At 62.2% G+C, this 22,409-nt stretch carries 25 protein-coding genes and 2 pseudogenes; 16 read left to right on the top strand and 11 right to left on the bottom strand.

The window, feature by feature from the left end; all coding sequences use genetic code 11:
- The 5 genes from EDC90_RS06420 to EDC90_RS06400 all read right to left on the bottom strand — a co-directional run.
- The coding region (locus EDC90_RS06420; RefSeq protein WP_245510963.1) for a MerR family transcriptional regulator at nucleotides 1-287 on the bottom strand (287 nt) is incomplete at its 3' end.
- 107 nt (nucleotides 288-394) lie between these two features.
- Nucleotides 395-727: a hypothetical protein gene (locus EDC90_RS06415; protein ID WP_207903863.1), complete on the bottom strand. Its 333-nt coding sequence runs from the start codon at nucleotides 725-727 to the stop codon at nucleotides 395-397.
- Nucleotides 728-768: 41 nt separating this feature from the next.
- Nucleotides 769-1,209 carry a DUF6010 family protein gene (locus EDC90_RS06410; protein WP_018065797.1) on the bottom strand — a complete coding sequence of 147 codons (441 nt, stop codon included), beginning with the start codon at nucleotides 1,207-1,209 and terminating at the stop codon, nucleotides 769-771.
- Between the two features lie 87 nt (nucleotides 1,210-1,296).
- Nucleotides 1,297-1,683, bottom strand: a complete 387-nt coding sequence (locus tag EDC90_RS06405) for a DUF302 domain-containing protein (RefSeq protein WP_018065798.1) — start codon at nucleotides 1,681-1,683, stop codon at nucleotides 1,297-1,299.
- Between the two features lie 211 nt (nucleotides 1,684-1,894).
- Nucleotides 1,895-2,482 carry an EF-hand domain-containing protein gene (locus EDC90_RS06400; protein WP_018065800.1) on the bottom strand — a complete coding sequence of 196 codons (588 nt, stop codon included), beginning with the start codon at nucleotides 2,480-2,482 and terminating at the stop codon, nucleotides 1,895-1,897.
- Nucleotides 2,483-2,652: 170 nt separating this feature from the next.
- On the opposite strand from EDC90_RS06400, the gene EDC90_RS06395 reads away from it, so the two are divergent.
- The 8 genes and pseudogenes from EDC90_RS06395 (at nucleotide 2,653) to ccmI (ending at nucleotide 10,669) form a co-directional block, all read left to right on the top strand.
- The gene (locus EDC90_RS06395) at nucleotides 2,653-3,375 is read left to right on the top strand and encodes a response regulator (protein WP_018065801.1); all 723 of its coding nucleotides are present in this window, start codon (nucleotides 2,653-2,655) and stop codon (nucleotides 3,373-3,375) included.
- Complete coding sequence (locus EDC90_RS06390; protein ID WP_018065802.1) at nucleotides 3,375-4,784, top strand: ATP-binding protein; 1,410 nt, start codon at nucleotides 3,375-3,377, stop codon at nucleotides 4,782-4,784. The genes EDC90_RS06395 and EDC90_RS06390 overlap by 1 nt, the downstream gene beginning before the upstream one ends.
- Nucleotides 4,781-5,095, top strand: coding sequence for an SHOCT domain-containing protein (locus EDC90_RS06385; RefSeq protein WP_018065803.1), 315 nt, complete (start codon nucleotides 4,781-4,783; stop codon nucleotides 5,093-5,095). The genes EDC90_RS06390 and EDC90_RS06385 overlap by 4 nt, the downstream gene beginning before the upstream one ends.
- Before the next feature lie 223 nt (nucleotides 5,096-5,318).
- Nucleotides 5,319-6,332, top strand: a complete 1,014-nt coding sequence (locus tag EDC90_RS06380) for a hypothetical protein (protein ID WP_018065804.1) — start codon at nucleotides 5,319-5,321, stop codon at nucleotides 6,330-6,332.
- 128 nt (nucleotides 6,333-6,460) lie between these two features.
- Nucleotides 6,461-8,462, top strand: a pseudogene (locus tag EDC90_RS06375) (heme lyase CcmF/NrfE family subunit).
- Nucleotides 8,463-8,559: 97 nt separating this feature from the next.
- Nucleotides 8,560-9,030, top strand: a pseudogene (locus EDC90_RS06370) (DsbE family thiol:disulfide interchange protein); the annotation flags it as partial.
- On the top strand, nucleotides 9,027-9,503 hold the full coding sequence (locus tag EDC90_RS06365; protein ID WP_018065807.1) for a cytochrome c-type biogenesis protein: 477 nt from the start codon (nucleotides 9,027-9,029) through the stop codon (nucleotides 9,501-9,503). The pseudogene EDC90_RS06370 and the gene EDC90_RS06365, both read left to right, overlap by 4 nt.
- On the top strand, nucleotides 9,503-10,669 hold the full coding sequence (gene ccmI, locus EDC90_RS06360; protein WP_018065808.1) for a c-type cytochrome biogenesis protein CcmI: 1,167 nt from the start codon (nucleotides 9,503-9,505) through the stop codon (nucleotides 10,667-10,669). The genes EDC90_RS06365 and ccmI overlap by 1 nt, the downstream gene beginning before the upstream one ends.
- Before the next feature lie 36 nt (nucleotides 10,670-10,705).
- Here the strand turns inward: ccmI and EDC90_RS06355 are convergent, their stop codons facing one another.
- From EDC90_RS06355 to EDC90_RS06330, 6 genes are all read right to left on the bottom strand, one after another.
- The gene (locus EDC90_RS06355; protein WP_018065809.1) at nucleotides 10,706-11,620 is read right to left on the bottom strand and encodes an EamA family transporter; all 915 of its coding nucleotides are present in this window, start codon (nucleotides 11,618-11,620) and stop codon (nucleotides 10,706-10,708) included.
- A 32-nt stretch (nucleotides 11,621-11,652) separates the two neighbouring features.
- On the bottom strand, nucleotides 11,653-12,429 hold the full coding sequence (locus EDC90_RS06350) for a hypothetical protein (RefSeq protein ID WP_132309651.1): 777 nt from the start codon (nucleotides 12,427-12,429) through the stop codon (nucleotides 11,653-11,655).
- Nucleotides 12,422-13,366 (bottom strand): cation diffusion facilitator family transporter, encoded by a 945-nt coding sequence (locus EDC90_RS06345; RefSeq protein ID WP_051085131.1) that lies wholly within the window; start codon nucleotides 13,364-13,366, stop codon nucleotides 12,422-12,424. Before EDC90_RS06345 ends, EDC90_RS06350 begins: the two co-directional genes overlap by 8 nt.
- Nucleotides 13,367-13,420: 54 nt before the next feature.
- Nucleotides 13,421-15,298, bottom strand: a complete 1,878-nt coding sequence (locus tag EDC90_RS06340) for a protein-disulfide reductase DsbD family protein (RefSeq protein ID WP_132309649.1) — start codon at nucleotides 15,296-15,298, stop codon at nucleotides 13,421-13,423.
- Complete coding sequence (locus EDC90_RS06335) at nucleotides 15,298-16,068, bottom strand: DsbA family protein (RefSeq protein WP_018065813.1); 771 nt, start codon at nucleotides 16,066-16,068, stop codon at nucleotides 15,298-15,300. Before EDC90_RS06335 ends, EDC90_RS06340 begins: the two co-directional genes overlap by 1 nt.
- Nucleotides 16,069-16,323: 255 nt before the next feature.
- Nucleotides 16,324-16,611, bottom strand: a complete 288-nt coding sequence (locus EDC90_RS06330) for a DUF2933 domain-containing protein (RefSeq protein WP_207903861.1) — start codon at nucleotides 16,609-16,611, stop codon at nucleotides 16,324-16,326.
- 177 nt (nucleotides 16,612-16,788) lie between these two features.
- On the opposite strand from EDC90_RS06330, the gene EDC90_RS06325 reads away from it, so the two are divergent.
- The 8 genes from EDC90_RS06325 to EDC90_RS06295 all read left to right on the top strand — a co-directional run bounded on the left by EDC90_RS06325 (nucleotide 16,789) and on the right by EDC90_RS06295 (nucleotide 22,369).
- A complete protein-coding gene (locus tag EDC90_RS06325; RefSeq protein WP_018065816.1) occupies nucleotides 16,789-17,364 on the top strand; it encodes a L,D-transpeptidase in 576 nt (191 codons plus the stop codon).
- 33 nt (nucleotides 17,365-17,397) lie between these two features.
- Nucleotides 17,398-17,856, top strand: coding sequence for a c-type cytochrome (locus EDC90_RS06320; RefSeq protein ID WP_018065817.1), 459 nt, complete (start codon nucleotides 17,398-17,400; stop codon nucleotides 17,854-17,856).
- A gap of 336 nt (nucleotides 17,857-18,192) precedes the next feature.
- Entirely contained in the window at nucleotides 18,193-18,363 is a 171-nt protein-coding gene (locus EDC90_RS21055) for a hypothetical protein (protein ID WP_207903860.1), read from the top strand.
- Nucleotides 18,338-18,778 carry a cytochrome c gene (locus EDC90_RS06315; RefSeq protein ID WP_207903859.1) on the top strand — a complete coding sequence of 147 codons (441 nt, stop codon included), beginning with the start codon at nucleotides 18,338-18,340 and terminating at the stop codon, nucleotides 18,776-18,778. Before EDC90_RS21055 ends, EDC90_RS06315 begins: the two co-directional genes overlap by 26 nt.
- 1 nt (nucleotide 18,779) lies before the next feature.
- Nucleotides 18,780-19,721 carry a cytochrome c gene (locus EDC90_RS06310; RefSeq protein ID WP_018065818.1) on the top strand — a complete coding sequence of 314 codons (942 nt, stop codon included), beginning with the start codon at nucleotides 18,780-18,782 and terminating at the stop codon, nucleotides 19,719-19,721.
- Nucleotides 19,722-19,770: 49 nt separating this feature from the next.
- Nucleotides 19,771-21,162, top strand: a complete 1,392-nt coding sequence (locus tag EDC90_RS06305) for a multicopper oxidase family protein (RefSeq protein ID WP_018065819.1) — start codon at nucleotides 19,771-19,773, stop codon at nucleotides 21,160-21,162.
- Nucleotides 21,159-21,638, top strand: a complete 480-nt coding sequence (locus EDC90_RS06300) for a c-type cytochrome (RefSeq protein WP_018065820.1) — start codon at nucleotides 21,159-21,161, stop codon at nucleotides 21,636-21,638. The genes EDC90_RS06305 and EDC90_RS06300 overlap by 4 nt, the downstream gene beginning before the upstream one ends.
- A gap of 2 nt (nucleotides 21,639-21,640) precedes the next feature.
- The gene (locus tag EDC90_RS06295; RefSeq protein ID WP_018065821.1) at nucleotides 21,641-22,369 is read left to right on the top strand and encodes a DsbA family protein; all 729 of its coding nucleotides are present in this window, start codon (nucleotides 21,641-21,643) and stop codon (nucleotides 22,367-22,369) included.
- Nucleotides 22,370-22,409 lie beyond the last annotated feature (40 nt).

Raw genomic sequence — 22,409 nt, 5'->3', positions numbered from 1 at the left:
CCGTACGAGCCTTCATAGCCAAGCTTCACCAGGTCAGCATGCATCTGCTTCACAGTTCGATGTTCTTTGCGCGGCTTGCGTGCCTGCGCCAACAAACAAGCGGACAACCGATCCGCATACGGATCCAGCTTGCTCGGCCGCGATGGCGTCTTGAACTTCGGCTCCACCGCGCCCTCGCGCAGGTACTTTCTAATGGTGTTGCGAGACAGGCCGGTGCGCCTTGAAATCTCGCGGATTGGCATTTTGTCACGTAATGCCCAGCGTCGGACAACACTCAAAAATCCCATGTCAATCACTCCATATCTCCCCGACCGAATCCGTCAGGGCAATGTGTTCACATGGGTCAATTCTCAGTGAAAATTTAGAAGCCTACAGGGTCACCTCTCAGCAGAAATCAACAGCCAAGCCATCCGACGAGCACGTCGCGCCCGAGGACCCTCGCCAATCCGAATGCGACAAGTGCGCCGAGTTCGGCTCCGGCAACGATGTAAACGGTCCCCAAAGTATGCCCGTAGGCGGCACCGGCCGCCAATGCGATCGGTGCGCTCGGAATAGGCGTCGCGACGATCGCGATCGTCATGAGCGAGACGATGAGGACCGGTCCCCATATGCCGGCAGCCTCGATCCAGCCGGAGATTCTCTCGCCGTCGAAGCTCTCGATGACGTCGGCGAGCGGACCCAAGGCCAGGGCGACGATGGCGAAGATTAGCAGTGCCGCAGCAACCAATTGTGCGGTTCGCCCGAACACGAACCGTGGTATTCCCGGCCTCACGGCACATACAGCACGAAGAGAAAAGCTGCCGCCAACAGCTCGAAGACGACGCAGAACGGAATGTACCATCGCGGGACCGGCGCGCCGAACACCCTGTTGTGATGCAGAAGATCCCACGCGGCATGTGCGGCGAACCCGACAGGCAAGGCCAATGGAGCCCAGAGCAATCCGGCCAACGCGGTCGCCGCGAACAGGGCTGCGACCGCCAGTTCCGCCAAAAAGCGTTTCAGCGAATTGGCGGTCGCACCAAATCCGATGTAGGCTCCGCCGATCAGCGCCAACGTTACCGCGGCGATCGCCACCGATATCTGATGGGGCACCAGTAGATGCACCGGAGCGGCGATCAGAAACAAGACGGCACCCACAGCGCCAGGCCCCCAGAAGCCCTCGCCGAAGGTTGGGGATTCTTCTGTATCCTGGATGCTGTCAGCCACCATACCGCCTTGTCTCCCGGTTACTGGGGTTCGAACCCGATTCCCCGATGCATACGCCCTCCAGTGACCGGAAGGTCAACGATATGGCGATCATGCAGCATCGACGGCCTCGCGCAGCATGTCGCGCACCTCGCACGCGACTTCATGGAGCTGATCGTTGTCGATTGCCTGCATTGACGCCACCGGATCGATGGCGCTGATCTCGGTGCCGCCGTCCGTTTCGCGCAGGATAACGTTGCATGGCAACATCGCGCCCACGCGCGGTTCGATCCCGATCGCCTTGTGGGCCATTTGCGGATTGCAGGCGCCAAGGATGCGATAGCCGTCCATATCGACGTCGATCTTCTGCTTCATCGTCATCTTGACGTCGATTTCGGTAAGAACACCGAAACCCCGATCAGCTAGGGCGGCGCGAACGCGCATTTCCGCGTCGTCGATGCTGACGCCTATGAGTGAGCGGTCATAGGTATAATTCATTTCAATCTCCTTCGGTTATTCGAACGACTGCCTGATCGGTTTGAGCCGTCCCCGCATGATCGCAGTTGTCGCGAGAACCAGCAAAACGGTCATCATTTCAAGGCTCATGAGGTCTGCCTCCGTCAAAGCAGGGGAAGGTCAGCACCGTTTCGCAAACCGTGCCTCGGTGCCGGATACGAGCGTCGGCCCATAGGCCGACGCCCGAAAGCGCTCAATCGTTGTTCATCATGTCGCCGTCGCCCATGCCGGGGCTCTCGCCGGGCTGCATCTGCCCCATTGCGTCGCGCATCTTCTGCATGCGCTCCATCTTGTCGGCCGGCGCCGCCATTTCTTCGGCTGTGATGGCGCCGTCGCCATCGGCATCCAGATGCTGGAAGCGATCCACCATCATCTCGCGGATCATCGCGCTGTGCAGCGCCTCGAATTCCTCGATAGACAGGGTGCCGTCACCGTCGCTGTCGTATTCGGTCAGCTTGGCCTGCAGTCCGGCGCGCATTTCCTCGGGCGTCACCGTGCCGTCGCCGTCAGCGTCGAACATCTGCATCATTCCGCCGCCCATCGGACCCATTCCGCCCATCATGCCGCCGCCCATCATCTGGCCGTGCATGCGCTTCATCATGCCCATCATATCGGACATGCCGCCCATGTTGCCCATCATTCCGGAACCGCCCTGCATCATGCCAGCGCGATCCTTCGGGCCGGACTGGCCCCCATGTCCGTGATTGGAATCCGCGATCGCGGCTCCTCCGATTGCAGTTGCGGCCAAAACGGTCGCTGCGAGCAGGGTTTTGCGGGTCATCGTTATCTCCTCATGTTTCGGTTTCGATAGATTTCATATGGCAGCGTTAGGCCGTGATGAAATGCGAGGAAACAACGGTATTGTATCGCCGTGTCACAAGCGCCGCCCCTGTTACATTTCGTGACAAATCTCTTCGGGAAACCAATGCGGCAACCGTTAGAAGGAAGAACATGAACGATCAGCCTCATATCCTCGTCGTCGACGATCATCGCGAAATCCGAGACTCGGTTTCGCGCTATCTGGAGAAGAACGGCCTGCGTGCGACCTCGGCGCGGGATGCGGTCGAGATGGACGCCAAGCTCGCGATGGGTCAGTACGATCTGATCGTTCTGGATGTCATGATGCCCGGCGAGGACGGGCTGTCGGTCTGCCGCCGTCTGTCATCCACGGGTGGCGTACCGATCCTGATGCTGACGGCGCTTGGCGAAGAGACGGATCGCATCGTCGGGCTCGAAATCGGCGCGGACGACTATCTGGCCAAACCATTCAATCCGCGAGAGCTGCTTGCGCGGATCAAGGCCATCCTGCGGCGTTCATCCCTGCCCGAGACCTATGCCGGAAAACTCTCGGGAAGACGCATCGCATTCGCACAATGGACTCTCGATACCGACAGCCGGTTGTTGACCGATGAAAACGGTGCGCAAATCGATCTCACCGGTTCGGAACTCAAGCTTCTGGTTGTCTTGCTCGAACGGCCCCGCCTCGTCCTCAACCGTGATCAGCTTCTCGATCTCACTGCAGGGCGCGCGGCCTCCCCGCTCGATCGGACGATCGACAATCAGATCAGCCGCCTTCGCAGAAAGATCGAGGCCGATCCATCCAGGCCCCGGCTGATCACGACCGTGCGCGGTGGCGGATATTGCCTTGCCGCCGATGTGACGGAGTTGGATTGATGTGGCGCTTCTTTGACAGTCTGCGCGGCCAACTGGTCCTGTTAATCATCGCGGCACTCGCCGCCGCCCAAGCGGTCAGCCTCTGGTTGTTCGTTGACGAGCGCGGCCTGGCCGTGCGGGCCGCGCTCGGCTTCGAGGCAGCGGGGCGGGCCGCGAACGTCGCGCGGTTGATCGAGGAAGCGCCGGCAACGCTGGAACCGGCCATTCTGCGCGCGGCGAATTCACCGCTGGTGCGCTTTGACCTGTCTGATACACCGACCGTCGATCACGACAGCCACGCGGACAGCGGTGCTATCGAGGCAAGAGTGCGTGGTCTTCTCGGAGCCAAGGACAACCGTGAAATTCGCGTGGAGGTGCACGAGGTCGATCACGGCATCCTTCCGATGCCGCATATGGCGCCCGAGATGGCGGAAATGCATCTGGCGATGATGCGGGGCGATCTGTCGGCCATCGAGATGCAGCTGTCCATCGCCCTGACGGGCGGACAGTGGCTCAATGTCGGCACGCGGTTCGAGCGCCCGCCCCTGCAATGGCCCTGGGCCTCTTTCCTGAGCTTCGGGCTCACGGCTGCCATTATTCTTGTTGCCGCCTGCTGGTTTCTTCTGACCCGTCTGACTGGCCCGCTCTTGCGCGTGTCCCGTGCCGCCGACAGTCTCGGGCGCGGCGAAAATGTCAGACCACTGCCCTTGATCGGACCCGCCGAGGTGCGCGACCTGACCCGGACATTCAACCGGATGCAGGCCCGGCTGACCCGCTTCCTCGCGGACCGGACCCGGCTTCTCGCGGCCCTTGGACATGACCTGCGCTCGCCTCTCACGGCACTCCGCGTTCGCTCGGAGATGGTCGACGAGCGGGAAACACGCGACAGCCTCATAACCTCAATCGAGGAGATGCAGGAGATGGTGGACTCGACGCTTTCCTTCGCGCGCGGGATCACAAGCTCGGAAGACTACGAGACCGTCGAAATGGGCGCGTTTCTGGGTCAACTCCGCGCCGATATGCTGAACGGTTTTTCTCTGAAGGAGGGCGAAACCATTCACCTGCGCTTGCGGTCGCAATCAGTCCGGCGCGCGCTTCGCAACCTCATCGACAATGCCGAACGCTATGGCGGAATGGTTGATGTCAGCTATGGACGCGAGGACGATCACGCCATTATCCGCGTCGCTGACAATGGCCCCGGTATACCGGACGGCGAGCTTGAACAGGTCTTCGAGCCCTATTTCAGGCTTGAGAAATCCCGCTCGAGAGAGACCGGCGGCACCGGACTTGGACTGTCCATCGCCCGGACGATCGTCCGGGCGCATGGCGGGGACATTGGCCTCACCAACCGGGCAGAAGGCGGCCTCGTGGCGACCGTGACGCTGCCGCTGGGACCGGAACCCCTGAAACAGGAAAGGACAACGACATGAAACTCAACGGCTCAGTCATCTCTGCAGGATCGCTCCTCTTCGTCGCAACGCCGGGCATGGCCGATATCTACGATGGCTCCGGCCACATGATGTGGGGTGGGCACGGTATCTTTGGAGGCCTGATGATGGTGATTTTCTGGGCACTTATCATCGGTCTGATTTTTCTTGCGGTTCGCGGCTTTTCCAACCGCTCCGACACCGGGAATGGTCAGACTGCGATGGATGTCCTTCGTGAACGCTATGCCCGCGGCGAAATCGACGAGGATGAATTCGAGCGGCGGCTGGCCAAACTGGAGGCCCGAAAACGATGATGTGTACGGAACCGGACCGGTACTGAAAGTGCCGGTCGGAGTCCTCGTCAGCCCGGCACGTCGGTGTTTGCCCGTCTTTACACGAAAAAATTGTCTCTCACTGTAACAGGCTCCGGCATTGCGACAAACGCTTACATGAAAGGCCGCGAGGCTGTCTTGATAGTCGCAATCCCGTCCGTACGTTCTCGATAGACGCAATTACACCCATGAAAGGAAATACATCATGCGCATCACGACCCTGACACTCAGTGCGGTCTTGATGACCGGCAGCGCCGCGATTGCCGACGTCTACATCCCCGAAGGCGAGCTCGGAACAGTGCTTCATCTGGATCGATCCTTCAATGAGATGGGTCGCATCGAAGGGCTCGATAACGTCCACGGTCTCGCCGGTGCGCCCGAACGGGGCATACTGGTGGCCGGCAGCCTGTCGGAATCCACACCCGGCGATGTGGCCAAGCCGGCCGCCGTCTCGGAAGAGGAGCACGCGGCCCATCACGGGGGTGGAAACACGGCCAAGCCGGACGCGGTAAGTCTGGTAACGCTGGTTGACGCTGACAGTCGCGAAATTCGGCGCCGAATCGAGGTGCCGGGCATCGTTCACCATGTCGGGATTTCGTCGGATGAACGGTTTGCCGCCGTGACCCACCCCGGGCTCGATGCTGTTTCGGTAATTGACCTTGAGAGTGGCCAGGTCACCGCGACGGTCGCCACCGGCCCGATTCCGGAATATGCGGTCGCCGATCCGAAGACCGGAAACTTCCTTGTCTCCAACGCCGGCAACGCAACGATCAGTGTGCTTGATCCGGAGGACGGGATCGTGACGCGAAATTTCAAGCTGCAGGGGCCACCCAAGCACATCCAGCTCGATGCCGATACCCGTCAACTGATCGTCAGCGAATCCGACAACGGAACCGTTTCCATCGTCGATGCCGACAGCGGCGAGATCCTCGACAGGTTCGACATCGGCGGAGAATTGCATGGCGTAGCGGTTGACCCGGACGCGATCTGGTCGAGCGCGCGTGAACGCAATCTCGTTGTGCGTGTCGACCGGTCGACCGGTGAACGCCTGGAAGTCAACGTCGGACCTGAACCTTACCACATGGCGCGCGTTGAGGATGCCTTGCTGGTGAGCAGTGCCGGCAAGCCGGAACTGTGGATTCTCGATCCCGAGACGCTGGAGCTTCGCCAGACGATTGCCACGAACAGTACCGCCCATCAGTTCGCCGTAATGCCGTAGGCCGGACCGGGTAAACGGCAATGATCCAACTAACGGCAATGTGAGACCGGGTGCCGATACCGGACTTGACGTTCCAGTCCGGGAAGGCGGCATGCACCGCCAAAACGAGAGATTGACGAGGAATCGACATGACACCTGAAATCGGACAATTCGCGCTGGCACTGGCGCTGATCATTGCCCTGGTGCAAAGCGTTCTACCGATCCTCGGCGCCTCGCGCGGCGATCTGGTCTGGATGCGGAGTGCGCGGACATCGGCGCTCGCTCAGCTGGTTTTCATCGGTATCGCGTTCGCCGCCCTCATGCGCTCCTTCATGGTCAGCGATTTCACGGTGGCGAATGTCGTCGAGAACTCGCATTCGCTCAAGCCGATGCTCTACAAGATCGCAGGGACCTGGGGAAGCCATGAGGGGTCTCTGCTGCTCTGGGTGCTGATCCTCGCGGCTTTCGGCGCAGGTGTCGCCCTGCTCGGGACGAACATTCCCGATGCGCTGAAGGCGCGGACCCTGTCCGTGCAAGCCTGGATCAGCACGGGATTCCTATCCTTCCTGCTGCTGACCTCCAACCCGTTCGAACGTGTGTTCCCGCCGCCGCTGGATGGCAACGACCTCAATCCGCTGCTGCAGGATGTGGGGCTGGCGATGCATCCGCCGCTTCTCTATTTCGGGTATGTCGGGTTCTCGATCGTCTTCTCCTTCGCGGTTGCCGCACTGATCGAGGGCCGTGTCGACGCGGCCTGGGCCCGCTGGGTCAGGCCGTGGACGCTGGCGGCTTGGATGAGCCTGACGGCGGGCATCGCGCTCGGATCATGGTGGGCCTACTACGAACTGGGCTGGGGCGGTTGGTGGTTCTGGGATCCGGTGGAGAATGTCAGCTTCATGCCCTGGCTTCTGGGCACGGCGCTGTTGCATTCGGCCATCGTCACCGAAAAGCGCGATGCCTTCAAAAGCTGGACGATCCTGCTGGCCATCCTGACATTCTCGCTGTCTCTGCTGGGCACGTTCATCGTCCGGTCGGGCCTTCTGACATCCGTCCACGCCTTCGCCGTCGATCCCGAACGAGGCCTCTACATTCTCGGCCTGCTGGGCCTCTCCATCGGCGGCTCGCTCGCGCTCTATGCTTGGCGCGCCCCGTCGATGGAAGGCGGCGGCCTCTTCGCGCCGATCAGTCGCGAGGGTGGCCTCTTGATCAACAACCTGCTGCTGGTCGTGGCCACCGGAACCGTGCTGGTCGGCACGCTCTATCCGCTGTTCACCGAAGCCCTGGCCGATCAGAAGATTTCGGTCGGACCACCGTTCTTCAACGCGTCCTTCATACCGATCATGCTGCCGTTGCTGGCGATCATGGCCGTCGGGCCGCTCCTGTCGTGGAAACGCGCCGACCTGAAGGGGGTATTCCAGCGCCTGCGCTTTGTCGCGCTGCTGTCAGGGCTGGCCGCACTTGCGGTCTGGTACCTGACCGAGGGCGGGCCCGCCCTGGCCTATCTTCCAATCGCGATAGCCACCTGGCTCCTTCTGGCGACATTGCGGGAATGGGCGGCCCGGATCAGACATCTTCGATGTGCCGTTCGCGCAGGCTGTTCGGAGGGCGCGCAACCTGCCCCGCGCGGCCCACGGCATGACGCTGGCACACGCGGGACTTGCCGTGGCGGTCTTCGGCTTCGTCGGGTCGAGCGCCTGGAAATCCGAGAAAATTGTTTTCGTCCAATCCGGCGCCGTGACCGAGATCGCAGGTTTCGACGTGCGCTTCGACGGTGTCCAAAGGGTGCAGGGTCCGAACTATGTCGCCGACCGCGGCACGCTGGTGGTCACGCGCGATGGTGCACCCGTCACGACACTCTACCCCGAGCGCCGTTTCTATCCGGTCGCCCAGAGCACGACCACCGAATCTGCCATCCGCTCGACGCTGGCGGGCGACCTCTACGCCTCGCTGGCCGAGCCGGCCGCGGAGGGCGCGGCGCAATCTGGGGCCTGGACCTTGCGAATCCTCTACGAGCCGCTGGTCAATTTCATCTGGATCGGGGCGGCGCTTCTGGTGCTGGGCGGCGGTCTGTCGCTTTCGGATCGGCGCCTGCGGGTCGGTGCGCCGCGCCGCGCTACTATTCCGAAACCACAAGCAACGCCGGCGGAGTAAGTCCATGACCCGAGCCCTCGCCGCCCTGCCGATCCTGATTGCGCTGATTGTCGGCGGTTTCTTTCTCTGAGGCCTCAATCCAAGCCGCGACCCGAACGCGATCCCGTCGGTGCTGATCTCTCAGCCGGCACCGGAATTCGATCTGGCGCCGGTGGATCACGTGGGTGTGCCCGGCCTGTCACGGGCGGACCTGACGGACAATCCTGCGCCGGTCGTGGTCAATGTCTTCGCCTCCTGGTGCGTCCCCTGCCGGGCCGAACATGCGGTCCTGACCCGAATGGTCGAACAGGGCGGCGTGCGACTCATGGGCATCAACTACAAGGACAAGCCCGAGGACGCGCGCGCCTGGCTGGAGAACCTGGGCAACCCCTATGAGCGGATCGGATCCGATCTGAACGGCCGCGCCGGGATCGAGTGGGGCATTTCAGGCGTGCCGGAAACCTTCATCGTCTCGGGCAACGGCACGGTTCTTTTCCGCTATGTCGGCCCGGTCGTCGGCGCAGAGGCGGAAGAGAAGTTCGCAACCGCGCTCGCGCAGGCACGTGCTGCAACAGGAGCGGGAACATGATCCGAATTGTCGTGCTGACGATCCTGATCGTGATCGCCTTGCCGCTTGCCTCCCATGCCGTCGAACCCGACGAAATGCTGGCTGATCCGATCCTTGAGACCCGTGCGAGAGAGATCTCCAAAGACTTGCGCTGTGTGGTCTGCCAGAACCAGGACATCGACAGCTCGAACGCGGGCGTTGCGCGCGATCTGCGGCTGCTGGTCCGTGAAAGGCTGGTTGCCGGAGACACCGATCAGCAGGTGCTGGATTACATTCAGGCGCGCTATGGCGATTATGTCCTGTTGAAACCGCCATTCAAACCGGAAACCTATGCTCTTTGGTTGACGCCGCTCGCACTCTTTTTGCTGGGGGCCGGCGGTGTGGTCGCGGTCCTTGCCAGGTCCGGTCGGCGCAAGGCGAAGGCAGGCCTGAGCGCCGAAGAAGAGCGCCGGGTTTCCGAACTGTTGGCGCAGCGCGAAAGGAATGAGCCGTGATGCTCTGGATTGTCTTTGCGTTTCTGGCGCTGCTTGCCGCAGGTTTCCTGCTGCTTCCACTGCGGTCCTTCGGATCGAAGGTTTCCGACCGAACCGACGGCTCCATTTCCATCCTCTCCGATCAGCTGCGGGAGGTGGACGCCGATGCGGAACGCGGCCTGATCTCGCCGGAGGAAGCCCGCGCCGCCCGGATCGAGATCAAGCGGCGTATCCTGTCGCTGGAACGGAAAGGCCAACGCGCGCGGCCGGCCATGTCGGGTCGCTCCGCCGGCGTCGTCGTCTGGGCGACCGCCTTGACGGTGCCTGTGGCCGCGGCAGCGCTCTACCTGCAACTGGGATCGCCCGACATGCCGAGCATCGCGTTCGCCGAGCGTGAGGCGGAGCGAAACCAGCAGGTTGAAATCGCCGGGTTGACGGTACGTTTGCTGGAGCGCCTGCAAAGCGATCCGGGCGGTGGCCCGACCGAGGGGTGGATGTTGCTTGGCCAAACCTACATGCGCATGGGCCGCTACAGGGATGCGGTATCCGCCATGGAGAACGTGACCGAGCGCCCGGATGCCAGTTCGGCCATCCTGTCGCAATACGCCGAGGCGCTGATCGCCGCGGATGACGGGATCGTGACGCCCGCGGCCCGCGCGGCCATCGGACGGGCACGCGACATGGATCCGTCCAATCCGGCGGCCACGTACTACGAGGCCATCGCGCTCGATCAGGCGGGCGACGGCGCGGAGGCCCACGATCTGCTGATTGCCCGGCTGGACGCGGCCAATGGCCCCGCGCCCTGGATGGAGGCGTTCGTCGCGCAGGCCAACAGCATCGGCGAGACGCTCGGCCGCGAGCCGGTCAGCCTCGCGGCATTCGCGCCCACGGCTGGCGGCGATACGCCGGGCCCCACCGCGGGCGATGTCGCCGCCGCAGCGGACATGAGCGAGGACGACAGGGCCGCCTTTATTCGCTCGATGGTTGAGCGGCTGGCCGAGCGGCTGCGGGACGACCCTGATGACCTGGATGGCTGGATGCGACTGGGCAACGCCTATCGCGTCCTCGGTGAGGCGGCGAAGGCGCGGGAGGCATATCTGACCGCCAACAGGCTCGCCGAGACCCTGCCTCCCGACGACCCGCGTGCGCAGGAAATCCGGCAGGCGATGTCAGAGCTGCCCGGCTGAGGCCGAAACAGCGCTATGGTTTCCCTGCCAATGCGATCAGGTGCACTGACAGGGATGCGCCGCAAGGTTTGGATCGTCCCGGGTGGTCAGACGGGTCAGGACGAACCCGGCCGTCAGAAGCAACGCGCCGCCATAGATCATGCCCGTCGCCGGGACCTCTCCGAATACGAGAAAGCCCAGCGTTGCCGCAACCACCGGCGATACGATGATGTCGACCAGCGAATAGACGTTGGCGTTCAGCGTCTTCAGCACAAGCGAGATGCCGAAATAGGCGAACCCGGTAGAGACCAGTCCCAGCATCAGCGCCCAGAGCCCGGCCGGAGCAGCAATGCCGATCCGCTCATTGACTGTCATTGCCATGATGTCGCCGGGTCCGAAGATCACCAGCACCGGCGACAGCACGAGGGCGGCAACAAGCATGGACCAGGCGATGTCGTTACCGGTCTCGGATTTGCCTTCGTGGCGCATGTAGGTGATCATCGCGGCATAGATCGCCCCATCGGCAAGCGCGACAAGATTTCCGACCATGTATCCGCCCTCCAGCGGTTTCGCGAGAACAATGCCCATGATGGCGACCGCGAAGGTCAGGTAGTGACCCCAGCTTGCTTTCTCATCGAGAAACAGCGCCGAGAATATGAAGGTGAAGAACGGCGCGATACTCCAGAAAATGACCGCGTTGGCAATCGGCACCAGGGTCATGGCGTAATTGAAGACGCTGATCTGGGTGGCGATCAGCATACCGATGATGGCGGTGTCCTTGAGGTTCTTCCACGGAACGCGAAGCGGGTTCCCGGTTGCGAACGGCATCAGAATCATGAGGAACAGCGCGGCCGTGAGGATGGCGTAGAAATTCACCGTGTGGATCGGGATCAGACCGCCTGTCAGCTTGACGAAGACGCCGATTGTCGCCTCCGAGAAGGTGATGAGAAGCAGTAACAGGATGGTGCGCATGGGTCGGTTCTGATCCTCTCTCGTTCACGCTCTCAGGACGCCGCCGGCTCGTCGCGGTCCTCCTGGCCACTTATTGCGTCGCGGCTCGCGTTCCCGATCCAGCACATGTCGCAGACCGGGTCGCCATGGGACAGAGTACGCCGGCGGCGATAGTGACCGCGCTGGCCATCCCCGGCGATGACGTCGGCACCGGGCCAGTCGTAGCGGCAGCAGCTCTGCCGGAACGACTCCAGCGACTCAGGATCGTCCTCCGCCCGGGCGATGCGGCGCACGAAGCTCTGCGGCGGGCAATGGGTGAAATGCGTGAACAGGTCGTCCCCGTCCCGGCTGACCCGAACGGCGTAACCCGGCGCACCGGAGGGCGCGAAGGGAAACACCAGCAGCGCGCGGATGGTCCAGCGCAGCCGACGGCCGGAATCGCGGGTGAGCAGGCGCACGGGCAATGCGCTGAGCGCCAGCATCCGCCGGTAGATGTCCCAGCCGAGATCGGCGACCACCTGTCGCGCGGTCTCGGGCGCGATGCCACAAGCGCGCAGGCTGCGGTCGGCTGCAATCGTCCAGATCGCCATTTCCACCATCAGCCGGCTACCGAAAGTCGGAAGCTCTGCCTGCTGCGCATGGGGGCGAAGGCGGACGGTTTCCGCGGTCATCGCCACCACGAATGCCTCGATTTCGGGCGTCAGCCAACGGATCTCGCACCCCTCCGTGTCGCGCAGGCCGCGCGTGGCAAGGCCGCGCCCCGCCGCCCGGGCGACGATGCGCCCGATCAGCTTGCGTGCCAGCCACAAGCGGAGCGAACCGTCAGACATGGCCGACCTGATGGCCCGAGGTGATATCGATCGTCTCGGCACCCGACTCGTCCAGACACTCGGTTTCAGTCTGGAGCGTTACGAAGAAGAAGCCGTGATCGCGGCGCAGCAAGCGGTGCGCCCGTCGTTGCACCGCCTGCGGGTCCACGCCGTCACCCACGCGAAGGTGCGCCGAAAACACGTTCCGCCCGCTGGTCAATGTCCATGCGTGGACATGATGCGCGTCGTGCACACCGTCGAGCGCTTCCAGATCCGCGATCACCGAGTTCAAATCTATCTCGCTCGGCGCTGCCTCCATCAAGAGCCGCGCCGCATCCCGCAGGATGCCCCAGCTGGCCCAGAGCAGCACGAAGCCGAAAGCCATGCCCAGAAGTGGGTCGATCATCAGGAAACCGGTAAAGCGGATCACCAGCGCCGTGACGATGATGAGCAGGCTGCCCACGAAGGTCTGGATGATGTGCCAGAGCGCGCCGCGCACGTTCATGTCGCTCCGGCTCTGTTTCCAGATGAGGCCAAGCGAAATGAACTCCGTCACAAGACCCCCGGCTGCAGCAAGCAGCATTGGCCCTGTCGGCAGGTCGATGGGCGCGTTCAGCCGCATCGCGGCCATATAGATAACGACGAAGGCCATTCCGGCCAGGAACCCGCCATTCACCAGCGCGCCGAGGATTTCGGAGCGGTACCAGCCAAAGCTGAATGTTGCATCGGCAGGCCGCCGGGAAAGCCGGGCCGCGCCCACGGCGACGAGGATTCCGCCCACGGCGGAAAACGTGTGGAATGCATCCGACAGGACAGCGATCGATCCGGTCCAGAGCCCGATACCAAGCTCAATGATGAAATAGACGCCGGTCAGCCAGGCCGAGATGACCATACCCCGCCCGCTTGTCGGCATGTGCGATCCGTGTCCACGAATATGGAATTCTGTTTCGGAACTCATCGAACCTCCTTTCCGTGGCAGTTTATTGATGCCTCCCCACATGAAGAGCGCGCCCTATCCGCCCGACGCCACCGCGCGCTCCGCCGCCTTCTCGAGCGCTGATAGAACCGCTTCGGACGACAGGAGCTCGGGCAGGACGATACCCTCGGGAGCGCCGGGTCCATAGACAGCGTTGAACGGAATACCGTAGCGGTCGAAGGTCTCCAGATAGCGCGAGATTGCCTCGTCGGGCCGGGTCCAATCGGCCTGCATCGCCGTCACGCCCGGCGCGCGAAGGGCCGTTCGAACCGGCGCGCGGTCAAGCACGAGCGCCTTGTTGGCCTTGCAGGTGAGACACCAATCGGCGGTCACATCCACGAAAACCACCTCTCCGCGCGACACGAGCTTCGGAATTTCTCGACGGTCGAATGCGGCCCAGTCCGTCGCCGGCTTGGCGTTCGGCGTGCCGGCCGCAGAAAGGAATCCCGCCAGGAAGATGGCCAACGCGCCCGTGGCCGCAGCCCCGGACAAGCGAGCACCTGCGGCCAGGCGACTGAAAGACAGAATCACGACGAGGACTGCGCTGGCTGTCAGAACCGCAAGCGCGGACGTCATGCCACCGACACCGATCAGCACCCAGAACAGCCAGCCGGCTGTGCCCGCCAATGCCAGCCCCAGCAGGATCTTCAGCCACAGCATCCAGCGGCCCGGTTTCGGCAGGCGCGAGATCGCCGCCGGAAACGCGGCAACGATGAGATAGGGCAAGGCCAGACCGATCCCCAGGGCCGTGAAGATCACCGCGATATCGAGCAGCCGCCCGGCCAGCGCAAAGGCAACAGCCGTGCCCAGGAACGGCGCCGAACAGGGTGTCGCGAGGATGGCGGCAAAGGCACCTGTCGCAAAGTCGCCGCTATAGCCTTTGCCACCGCCGGCGCGGGCGAGCCGGGTCTGCAAGGAAGACGGCAGCTCGATTTCGAATGCCCCGAAAAGGTTGGCGGAAAACACGGCCAGGACAAGACCGCCGAGGAAGGCGATTGCGGCGATCCAGGCCAGTTCCGCCAGACCCGGCAGCACGCGGTCCAGGGCGAAGGGCGGCTGCGGTGCTGCATCGGCCAACTCCGTGAACAGGCTGGCCGCACGGTCGCCATCGGTCACGGTGATCCGCAGATCGGGCAGATCCGCGGCCGCGCTCAGAACGGGCAATCGGGCCCAGAGCAGACGGCCCCCGTCGCCCAGACGAATATCCGGCTTGCCGAATGCCGTGCCCGCGCCCAGTTCGGGAAAGACATCCGGGCCCGCGAAGGGACGCTCACTGTGTGCGACCAGCGTCAGGGCGGTCATGTCCGGGTCGAGATAGGCCGACTGGATCGAGATACCGCTCTCAGCCCCCTCCTCCGGCACCTTTTCGGCATAGGCCGAGATGAGCGCCGCCGCATCCGCGTCGATTCCGCTGGCTCGTGGCAGCGACAGGGTCAGTGTGAACTCCTGCGGGACGCAAACGGTCGAGCAGGTCAGAAGCGTGACATTGGCGTTCAATCGCACCGGCGCGCCGGGGTCGGACAATGCGATACGCAGCGGAAATACGACCTCGTCGTGATATCCGAAATTCTCGATCCCGAAGGCCGTGAACCGTTCCGGGGCGGGCCAGAGCAATTCGACCTCTTCCACATTCTCCGATCCCGCCCAGTCGATCGAGGGCGGGATGCCGACCTCGCCCGGGGACCGCCAATAGGTCTTCCAGCCCTCGCCCAACTCCAGATGCAGCCCGGCGGACAGGGACGTCGCGTTCGGGCCGACTCCGTTTTCGGCTGCGATCAGACGCGCCTCGAGAGCCGGGTTGGAAAAGCTCCCGGATTCGGCGGCGTTCGACATACTGGCCAGCCCCGCGCCGAGAAAACCGAGGCAGACCAGCAGAATCAGCTTTGCGACGAAAAGCCGCGAGAATTTGTTCATCACGCTGTCTGACACTGGGACGTCCAATCTTCCTCGATTTCCATCTCGGCAACACGCAGAATGGTCTTCTCATCGATCTGGCCCTGGATGATCGTTCGCCCGATTATCAGGGCGGGCGTTCCAAAAATGCCGAATACCCGTGCGAGAGCAGCACTGTTTTCCAATTCTTCGGTAACAGGGGCGCTTCGCATGTCGGTAATCAGGCGTTGGTGATCGACACCGATGTCTCGCGCCAAAGCCTGTAAATATTCCGGTGTCGCCACAAACGAGGATTTCATGAGCCGTTCATGAAATGCGACATAGGCACCCTGGCGTTTCGCCGCCAGCGCCGCCTTGGCCGCGACCTCCGACGATTGCCCGAGAAGCGGCAATTCGTGCCAGATGGCACGCAGGTTGCTGTCGGGACGTGCATCGAGCGCCGCAAGCGTCCTGGTCTGAACACGGCAATAAGGGCAATAATACTCTGTAAAAAACGCCACCGGAACGCGCTGTGTTGCAGACAGGTCATCGCCGTAGAGCGCACCGCAGATATCTGCCCTGACCCGCGCTTCGGCATCCGCCAGACTATCCGGACCCATGGCGTTCATTCCGATGAAGAGATCGAAGCCGCTCGAGCTTTCGCTGGCGGACAGCCTGCGAAAGCCCCGCGGGTATTGAACGTCCTCGAAGTTGAGTTCGGTCGAACCGAGTTCCGGAAAATACCAAAACCCGGCGTAGGCGGCCGCAACAGTCGCAAGAACTGCCAATGTATTCCGCCGTCCTTCAATCATATCCCGTCACCTTCACAACTATTCCAAAGCGAAGGCGAAGCCCTCCCTGCCGTCCCGACATTCAAGCACTGCCAGCCCACTGCCCGTTATTTCCTTTACCTCACAACCTGCAGGCAGGTCGGCCACCTGACCGCTCGAAGAGAGCCGGACATCACCGCTTCGCTCGCATTGCGCGATGGTCTGGGCGCAGGCGCCAAGTAAGAGCATCGCCCAAAGCGGCAGAAGACGGCGAACGATACCCAATCTCACCCCGGCCTAATTGGCGGCTACTTTTTGATCCACCTGGATCGCAACATCATCGGTCCGCTCGCTCTTCGTATCATGGCATGATTTTCCCATCATCTGATGCATGATCAAATGTGCGGCGACGCACAAAAGCAGAGGTGCGAAGACGTAGAGCCCGGAGGTCAATCCGCCCGCAAGTCCCCCCGTCATCACGAACGCTGCGATTGGAAGCAGCATTACCGCGCAGCAGGCCCACATGGCGTATTTCATCACCGGCATCGTGCTCGATTTCTCAACAGGAGTTTCAGATTCATTCATTTTCGTTGCATCTCCAAGCATACAGGAGATGGGCTAAAGCCTTCCTGCGCCGGAAGGTCAACGATACAAACCGATACAAAAATCACGGTCTTGTCAGGGGGCATCTGCTTGACCTTCCGGTGCTGGAAGGTGGTTTATCCCGCTAAAACAGGCAAGAAATAGATGTGAGAGCAGGTTATGATAAAAAATGGCGAAAAGCCCCTCAACCGGCGCGGATTTCTGGCGGCGGGTGCCAGCGGTGTTATCGCGCTGGCGACCCCAACACTCCTTCGGGCGGAGGAAGCGTCCGTGGTGAGGCGCAACATGTCTTCCTTCCGGCTACACGCTTGGCAGGATCACTTCGACAGCCTTGGCAAAGGCATCCTGCTCTCGGACACGAACACCAGGGTGCTCCAGCATTGGACTGCCGATGGGGAGATGCGTATCTATCCCACCTCGGTGCCGTTGTCCGACGAGCTGACGCGCCGCGGTTATACCGAAGTGGTCTTCAAGGATGAGGCCCCCGATTGGGCGCCGACACCCTCGATGATCGAGCGCGATCCGACGCTGCCGCGCTATGTGGCGCCCGGGCCGGACAATCCGCTGGGTATTCGTGCCATGCACCTGAGTTGGCAGTACTATCGCATTCACGGCACCAACGACACGCGCAAGATCGGTCGCAAATCGTCGAATGGCTGTATCGGCCTTTATAACGAACAAATTGTCGGGGTTTTCGACAGATCGCCGGTTGGTACACAGGTCAAACTTATTTGACCGAAGCATTCGGTTGCGAGGGGCAAGAAAAGTATGAACAAGACATTGCTGGCGATCGTCGCCTTCTTTCTCGTCGGGGGGTTTGCGGTCTACTGGAATGCGACGCAACGGGCGACGCAAGGCACGGGCCATTCGATGATTCCGCCCGATACCAGCACCCTGGCCGAGGGCGCACCGATCGTCGAGGTGGCGCTTCCCGCCGAACTGTCGGCGGACGCGCAGATCGGAAAGCGGGCGTTCGACGCCAAATGCGCCGAGTGTCATGGTGCGAATGCGGCGGGCCAGAACGGCGTCGCCCCACCGCTTGTACACAAGACCTATGAGCCAAACCATCACTCCGACATGGCATTCGTCCTCGCGGCAAAAAACGGCGTCCGTGCGCATCACTGGAACTTCGGCAACATGCCGGCGGTGGAGGGTGTGACCGATGGCGACGTGAAAATGATCACGCGTTACATTCGTGAGCTTCAGAAGGAAAACGGCATCTTTTGAACGAAAGACGCAAAATCGAACCTGTCGGCTTGCTACGCGCGATGATTCTCTGCGCGCTTTTCGCATTCGGCTTGACCCCTCAGGGCGCTGAAGCCCATTCTTCTGCTCCCGCCGCGACAAGCTCAACGCACGCCGTGGTCGACGATGATCATGGCGAAGATCATACTGTCATCCAGGAGGCATTCGGACATTGCCATCCGGGAATTGACTGCGCACTTGCGGCGATCACGGTGGATTCAGAGCGCGCACACCCCGTCAGGCGTGCCGCGACCACGAAGGTCCGGCCTCCTCACGTGATCGGACCCGTCTCGAAATCAGGATTTGAAGGACAATGACATGAAACCTACAGGGATTATCACTTCCGCCGTGCTTGTCGGCGTGGCATCGGCGGCGCTCGCCCATAGCGGCGCGACCGGTATCGTGAAGGAGCGCATGGACGCGATGTCGGCAATGGGCAAGGCCGTGAAACACGGTCGCCCCGATGATGAGCGGCGAGACGGGGTATGATGCTGATACCGTGCGGCACGCTGCGGAAACCATCGGCATGCACGCTGGCGATGCCATGACCCGTCTGTTCCCGGACGGCAGCGCAGGCATGCCATCGGTCGCGAAAGACGCCATATGGAACGATTGGGAGAGCTTTGCAGGCCTGGCCGAGGAGTTGCACAGATACGCCGAAGGCCTGGCTCTTGCCGCTGACAACGCACCCGCAAGTCAGTCGGACACCAAGTCGAATACAAGCGCCATGATGGGCGGCTCCGACATGATGGGAGCCAACTCGATGATGGGCAGTGGTGACATGATGGCCGATGACACGATGGGGCGCGAAGAACTGGCCGAGATGCCCGCCAACGCGGTTTTCGCGAAGGTCAGCGACACCTGTTCGTCCTGTCACACCCGCTTCCGCGCGAAGGTGAAATGACATGAGGCGGGTTCTTGCAGGTGTTGCCGTCCTTGCCCTTTCCGGCACGGCGGCAATCGCGGCGTTGGTGGTTTGGCCGATTGGCCGACCGCCCGCCGAGATCGAGTTGACCGGCGATGTCCAGCGCGGTGCCTATCTGGCGCGCGCGAGCGGTTGCATCGCCTGTCACACGAATTTCGAGGATGGCGGCGCTCCGCTGGCGGGCGGTGCCCCGCTCGAAACCCCGTTTGGCGTCTTCTACCCGCCGAACATAACCACCGATCCCGAGCACGGCATCGGAGACTGGAGCCTGTCTGACTTCGCGATGACTGTCAGGCAGGGCGTTTCGCCCGATGGCGAGCCCTTGTTTCCGGCATTCACCTATCCGTTCTATGCGGATTTTTCCGATCAGGACGTCGCCGATATGTGGGCAGCATTCCAGACCGTCGCACCGGTAACCAACCCCGCACCACCGCACGATGTCGGTTTCCCGTTCAACCAACGCTGGGGCCTGAAACTATGGCGTGCGCTTTTCATGCATGATCCGCAGACCGAACCGGTGGAAGGAAAGAGCGTCGACTGGAACCGCGGCCGGCAACTCGTGCGCGGCGCCGCCCATTGCGGGGCCTGTCACACCGGTCGGAACCTCGCGGGCGGCCGGATGCCAGATGCCGTTTTTGCCGGCAACGACGACCTGCCCGGTGGAAACAAGGCACCATCAATCCTGTCCGACGATCTGGCAGATCGCGGATGGACCGTCGCCAATCTGTCATATGCTCTGCAAAGTGGTGTTACCCCGTCAGGAGACGTGTTCGGCGGCAGCATGGGTGAGGTTGTCCAGAACGGAACGCGGTTCCTCTCAAAGTCCGATTTGAAAGCGATGGCGATCTATCTTCTCGACAGCGATGTACCGGAAGGCAGGGCTTTGGCGGGGACGCCGAGTATCGGCAAAACCATCGATTGACACGGGCGGGGCGGCGTATCGCCCCGCACATTTCAAGGACACGGAAAAGATGACGACACGGCGAGAATTTCTTGAGCAGGGCGCGGCGACGATTGCGGCTCTGGCCGTTCCGGCCCTGGCGCGTGCTGCAACGCCACGCTTTGCCGAACTCAAGGCCCGGCCCGCGCGCGTCCAACTTGCACCCCCAACCTATCCCAAGACTGAAATCTGGGGCTATGACGGCGCGATGCCGGGACCCGAGTTGCGGATGGCTCAAGGCGCCCGCATCCAGAGATCGTTCCTGAACGAACTGCCGCAGGCAAGTTCGGTTCATTGGCACGGGATCCGCATCGACAACGCGATGGACGGGGTTCCCGGGCTGACGCAGCCAGCTGTCGAACCGGGACAGGGTTTCGACTATGATTTCGTGGTGCCGGACGCCGGCACCTACTGGTATCACGCGCACAACCGGTCAACCGAGCAGGTCGCGCGCGGACTCTATGGTGCGCTGATCGTGGAAGAGCCCGAGGCGCCGGATATCGACCGCGAGGAGGTATTGATCCTCGACGACTGGCTTCTCGATCCCGAAACGGCACAGATCGACCCCGACTTCACGTCACGCCATGATCGCAGCCATGCCGGGCGGCGCGGCAACTTCATCGCCACCAACGGGCGCTTTGATCTGTCGCTGGACGTGAAGCAGAACGAACGCCTGCGGCTGCGGCTGATCAATGCCGCCAACGCCCGGATATTCGTTCTTTCGATTTTCGGGATGGAAGGCTGGACCGTGGCCCTTGATGGCATGCCGCTGTCCGAGCCCAAGCCAGTAAGTGAGGTGCTGATCATTGGGCCGGGCCAGCGCGCCGATCTGATCGTGGACGTCACAGCGGCGTCGGGCGAGACAGCGCATCTTGTGCGCGTCGAGGATCAGGAGGGCGTCTCACAGGTGGCGTTTCCGGTATCGGGCCGCGCGGCGGCGGCGCGGCGCGGGTCGCCACATCCCCTGCCCCCGAACCCACGCATGGACATATCCGGCATGGAAAAAGCGGTAACGGCGCGGCTCAATATGCAGGGCGGGGCAATGGGCACACTCGATGCCGCCACCCTCGACGGCGAACGCAAGAGCTTTCGCCAGTTGGTCGAGGCAAACCAGTTCTGGTCCTTCAACGGGACGATCGGGATGACCGACACCCCGCTCGTGAGCGTGCCCGTGGGTGAGACGATCAAGCTGGAAATCTACAACGACACGTCCTTCCCCCATGCAATGCACCTGCACGGGATGCATTTCCGCGAGGTGACCAAGGACGCGGCCCTTGGTCCCTTCCGCGATACGCTGCTGATGTTCGGCGGCGAGACCCGGACCATTGCCTTTGTCGCCGACAACCCGGGAAAATGGCTGTTTCACTGTCATATGCTGAGCCATGCGGCTTCGGGCATGATGACGTGGCTCGAGGTGACATGATGCGGAAATACCTGATCCTGACCGTCATTCTGGTGTCCGGTGCGGCAGCAGGTGCCTGGCTCATGACGCAGGCCGGCACCCAAACCAGTGCTGCTCCGGAAGACTTCGATCTGGCGCAGGGCGAGGACCTCTACCAGGGCTACTGCGCCTCCTGCCACGGCGCGAATCTCGAGGGTCAGCCCGACTGGCATTCACCGGGCCCGGCTGGCGTGTTGCCCGCCCCACCGCATGACGAAACGGGTCATACATGGCACCATTCTGACAGCGTGCTCTTCGACTACACCAAGCTCGGCGGCAAGGCGGCCCTCGCCGCACAGGGCGTCGATTTTGAAAGCGGCATGCCCGGTTTCGGCGACCAACTGACCGACGATCAGATCTGGAATATCCTCGCCTATATCAAATCCACATGGCCGGATCGGCAACGGCAGATTCAGGCCGAACGCAGCGCCGCCGAAGCCCAGAGAGAAGGAAATTGACAATGCACCCGATGAAAACCACAGCCCTGGCGCTTGGTCTGGCTATCGCGCCGATTGCCGGCTTCGCGCAAGATCTGAGCGATGCTCGGATCAAGGAACTGGCGCTGGAAGCGATCCGGGAAAACCCGCAGATCATCATGGAAGCCGTGCAGTTGCTCGAACAGCAGCAGGCGGCTACGCAGGCAGACGCAGCTGCCGACGTTCTGAAGAACCAGCGCCAGTCGCTCGAACATGATCCGAACGCGCCGGTCCTCGGAAATCCCGACGGCGATGTCACGGTCGTGGAATTCTTCGACTACAACTGTCCCTACTGCAGACGGGCCATGTCCGAGGTTCAGGGGCTGCTCGATGCCGACCAGGATGTCCGGCTCGTCTATCGCGAATGGCCCATTCTCAGCGAAGGGTCTGTCTTCGCGGCCAAAGCCGCCCTGGCCGCGAGGGAACAGGACAAATACGAGGAGTTTCACTGGGCGCTGATGGGTATGGAAGAACGTGCCGAGGAAGCATCGGTCATGCGCCTGGCCGAGGAGATCGGGCTCGACGTCAAACGACTTCGTACCGATATGGACGAACCCGAAGTGCAGGAGCATATCGACGAGTCGATGCGCCTGTCCCAGGCGCTCGGCTTTAACGGAACACCGTCTTTCGTGATCGGAGACGACCTCGTGCCCGGCTTTGTCGAACAGGATCAACTGGAGGCTCTGGTCGACAAGACACGGGAAAGCGACTGATCTCGCTCGCCAGATCAGATGTTGGAATGGCGCCGGACCC

It is taken from the genome of Martelella mediterranea (assembly GCF_004342225.1).
In the GTDB taxonomy this organism is placed as follows: domain Bacteria; phylum Pseudomonadota; class Alphaproteobacteria; order Rhizobiales; family Rhizobiaceae; genus Martelella; species Martelella mediterranea_B.
The sequence above is the reverse complement of the archived record's forward strand: the minus strand, read 5'-3'. Positions and strand labels throughout refer to the sequence as shown.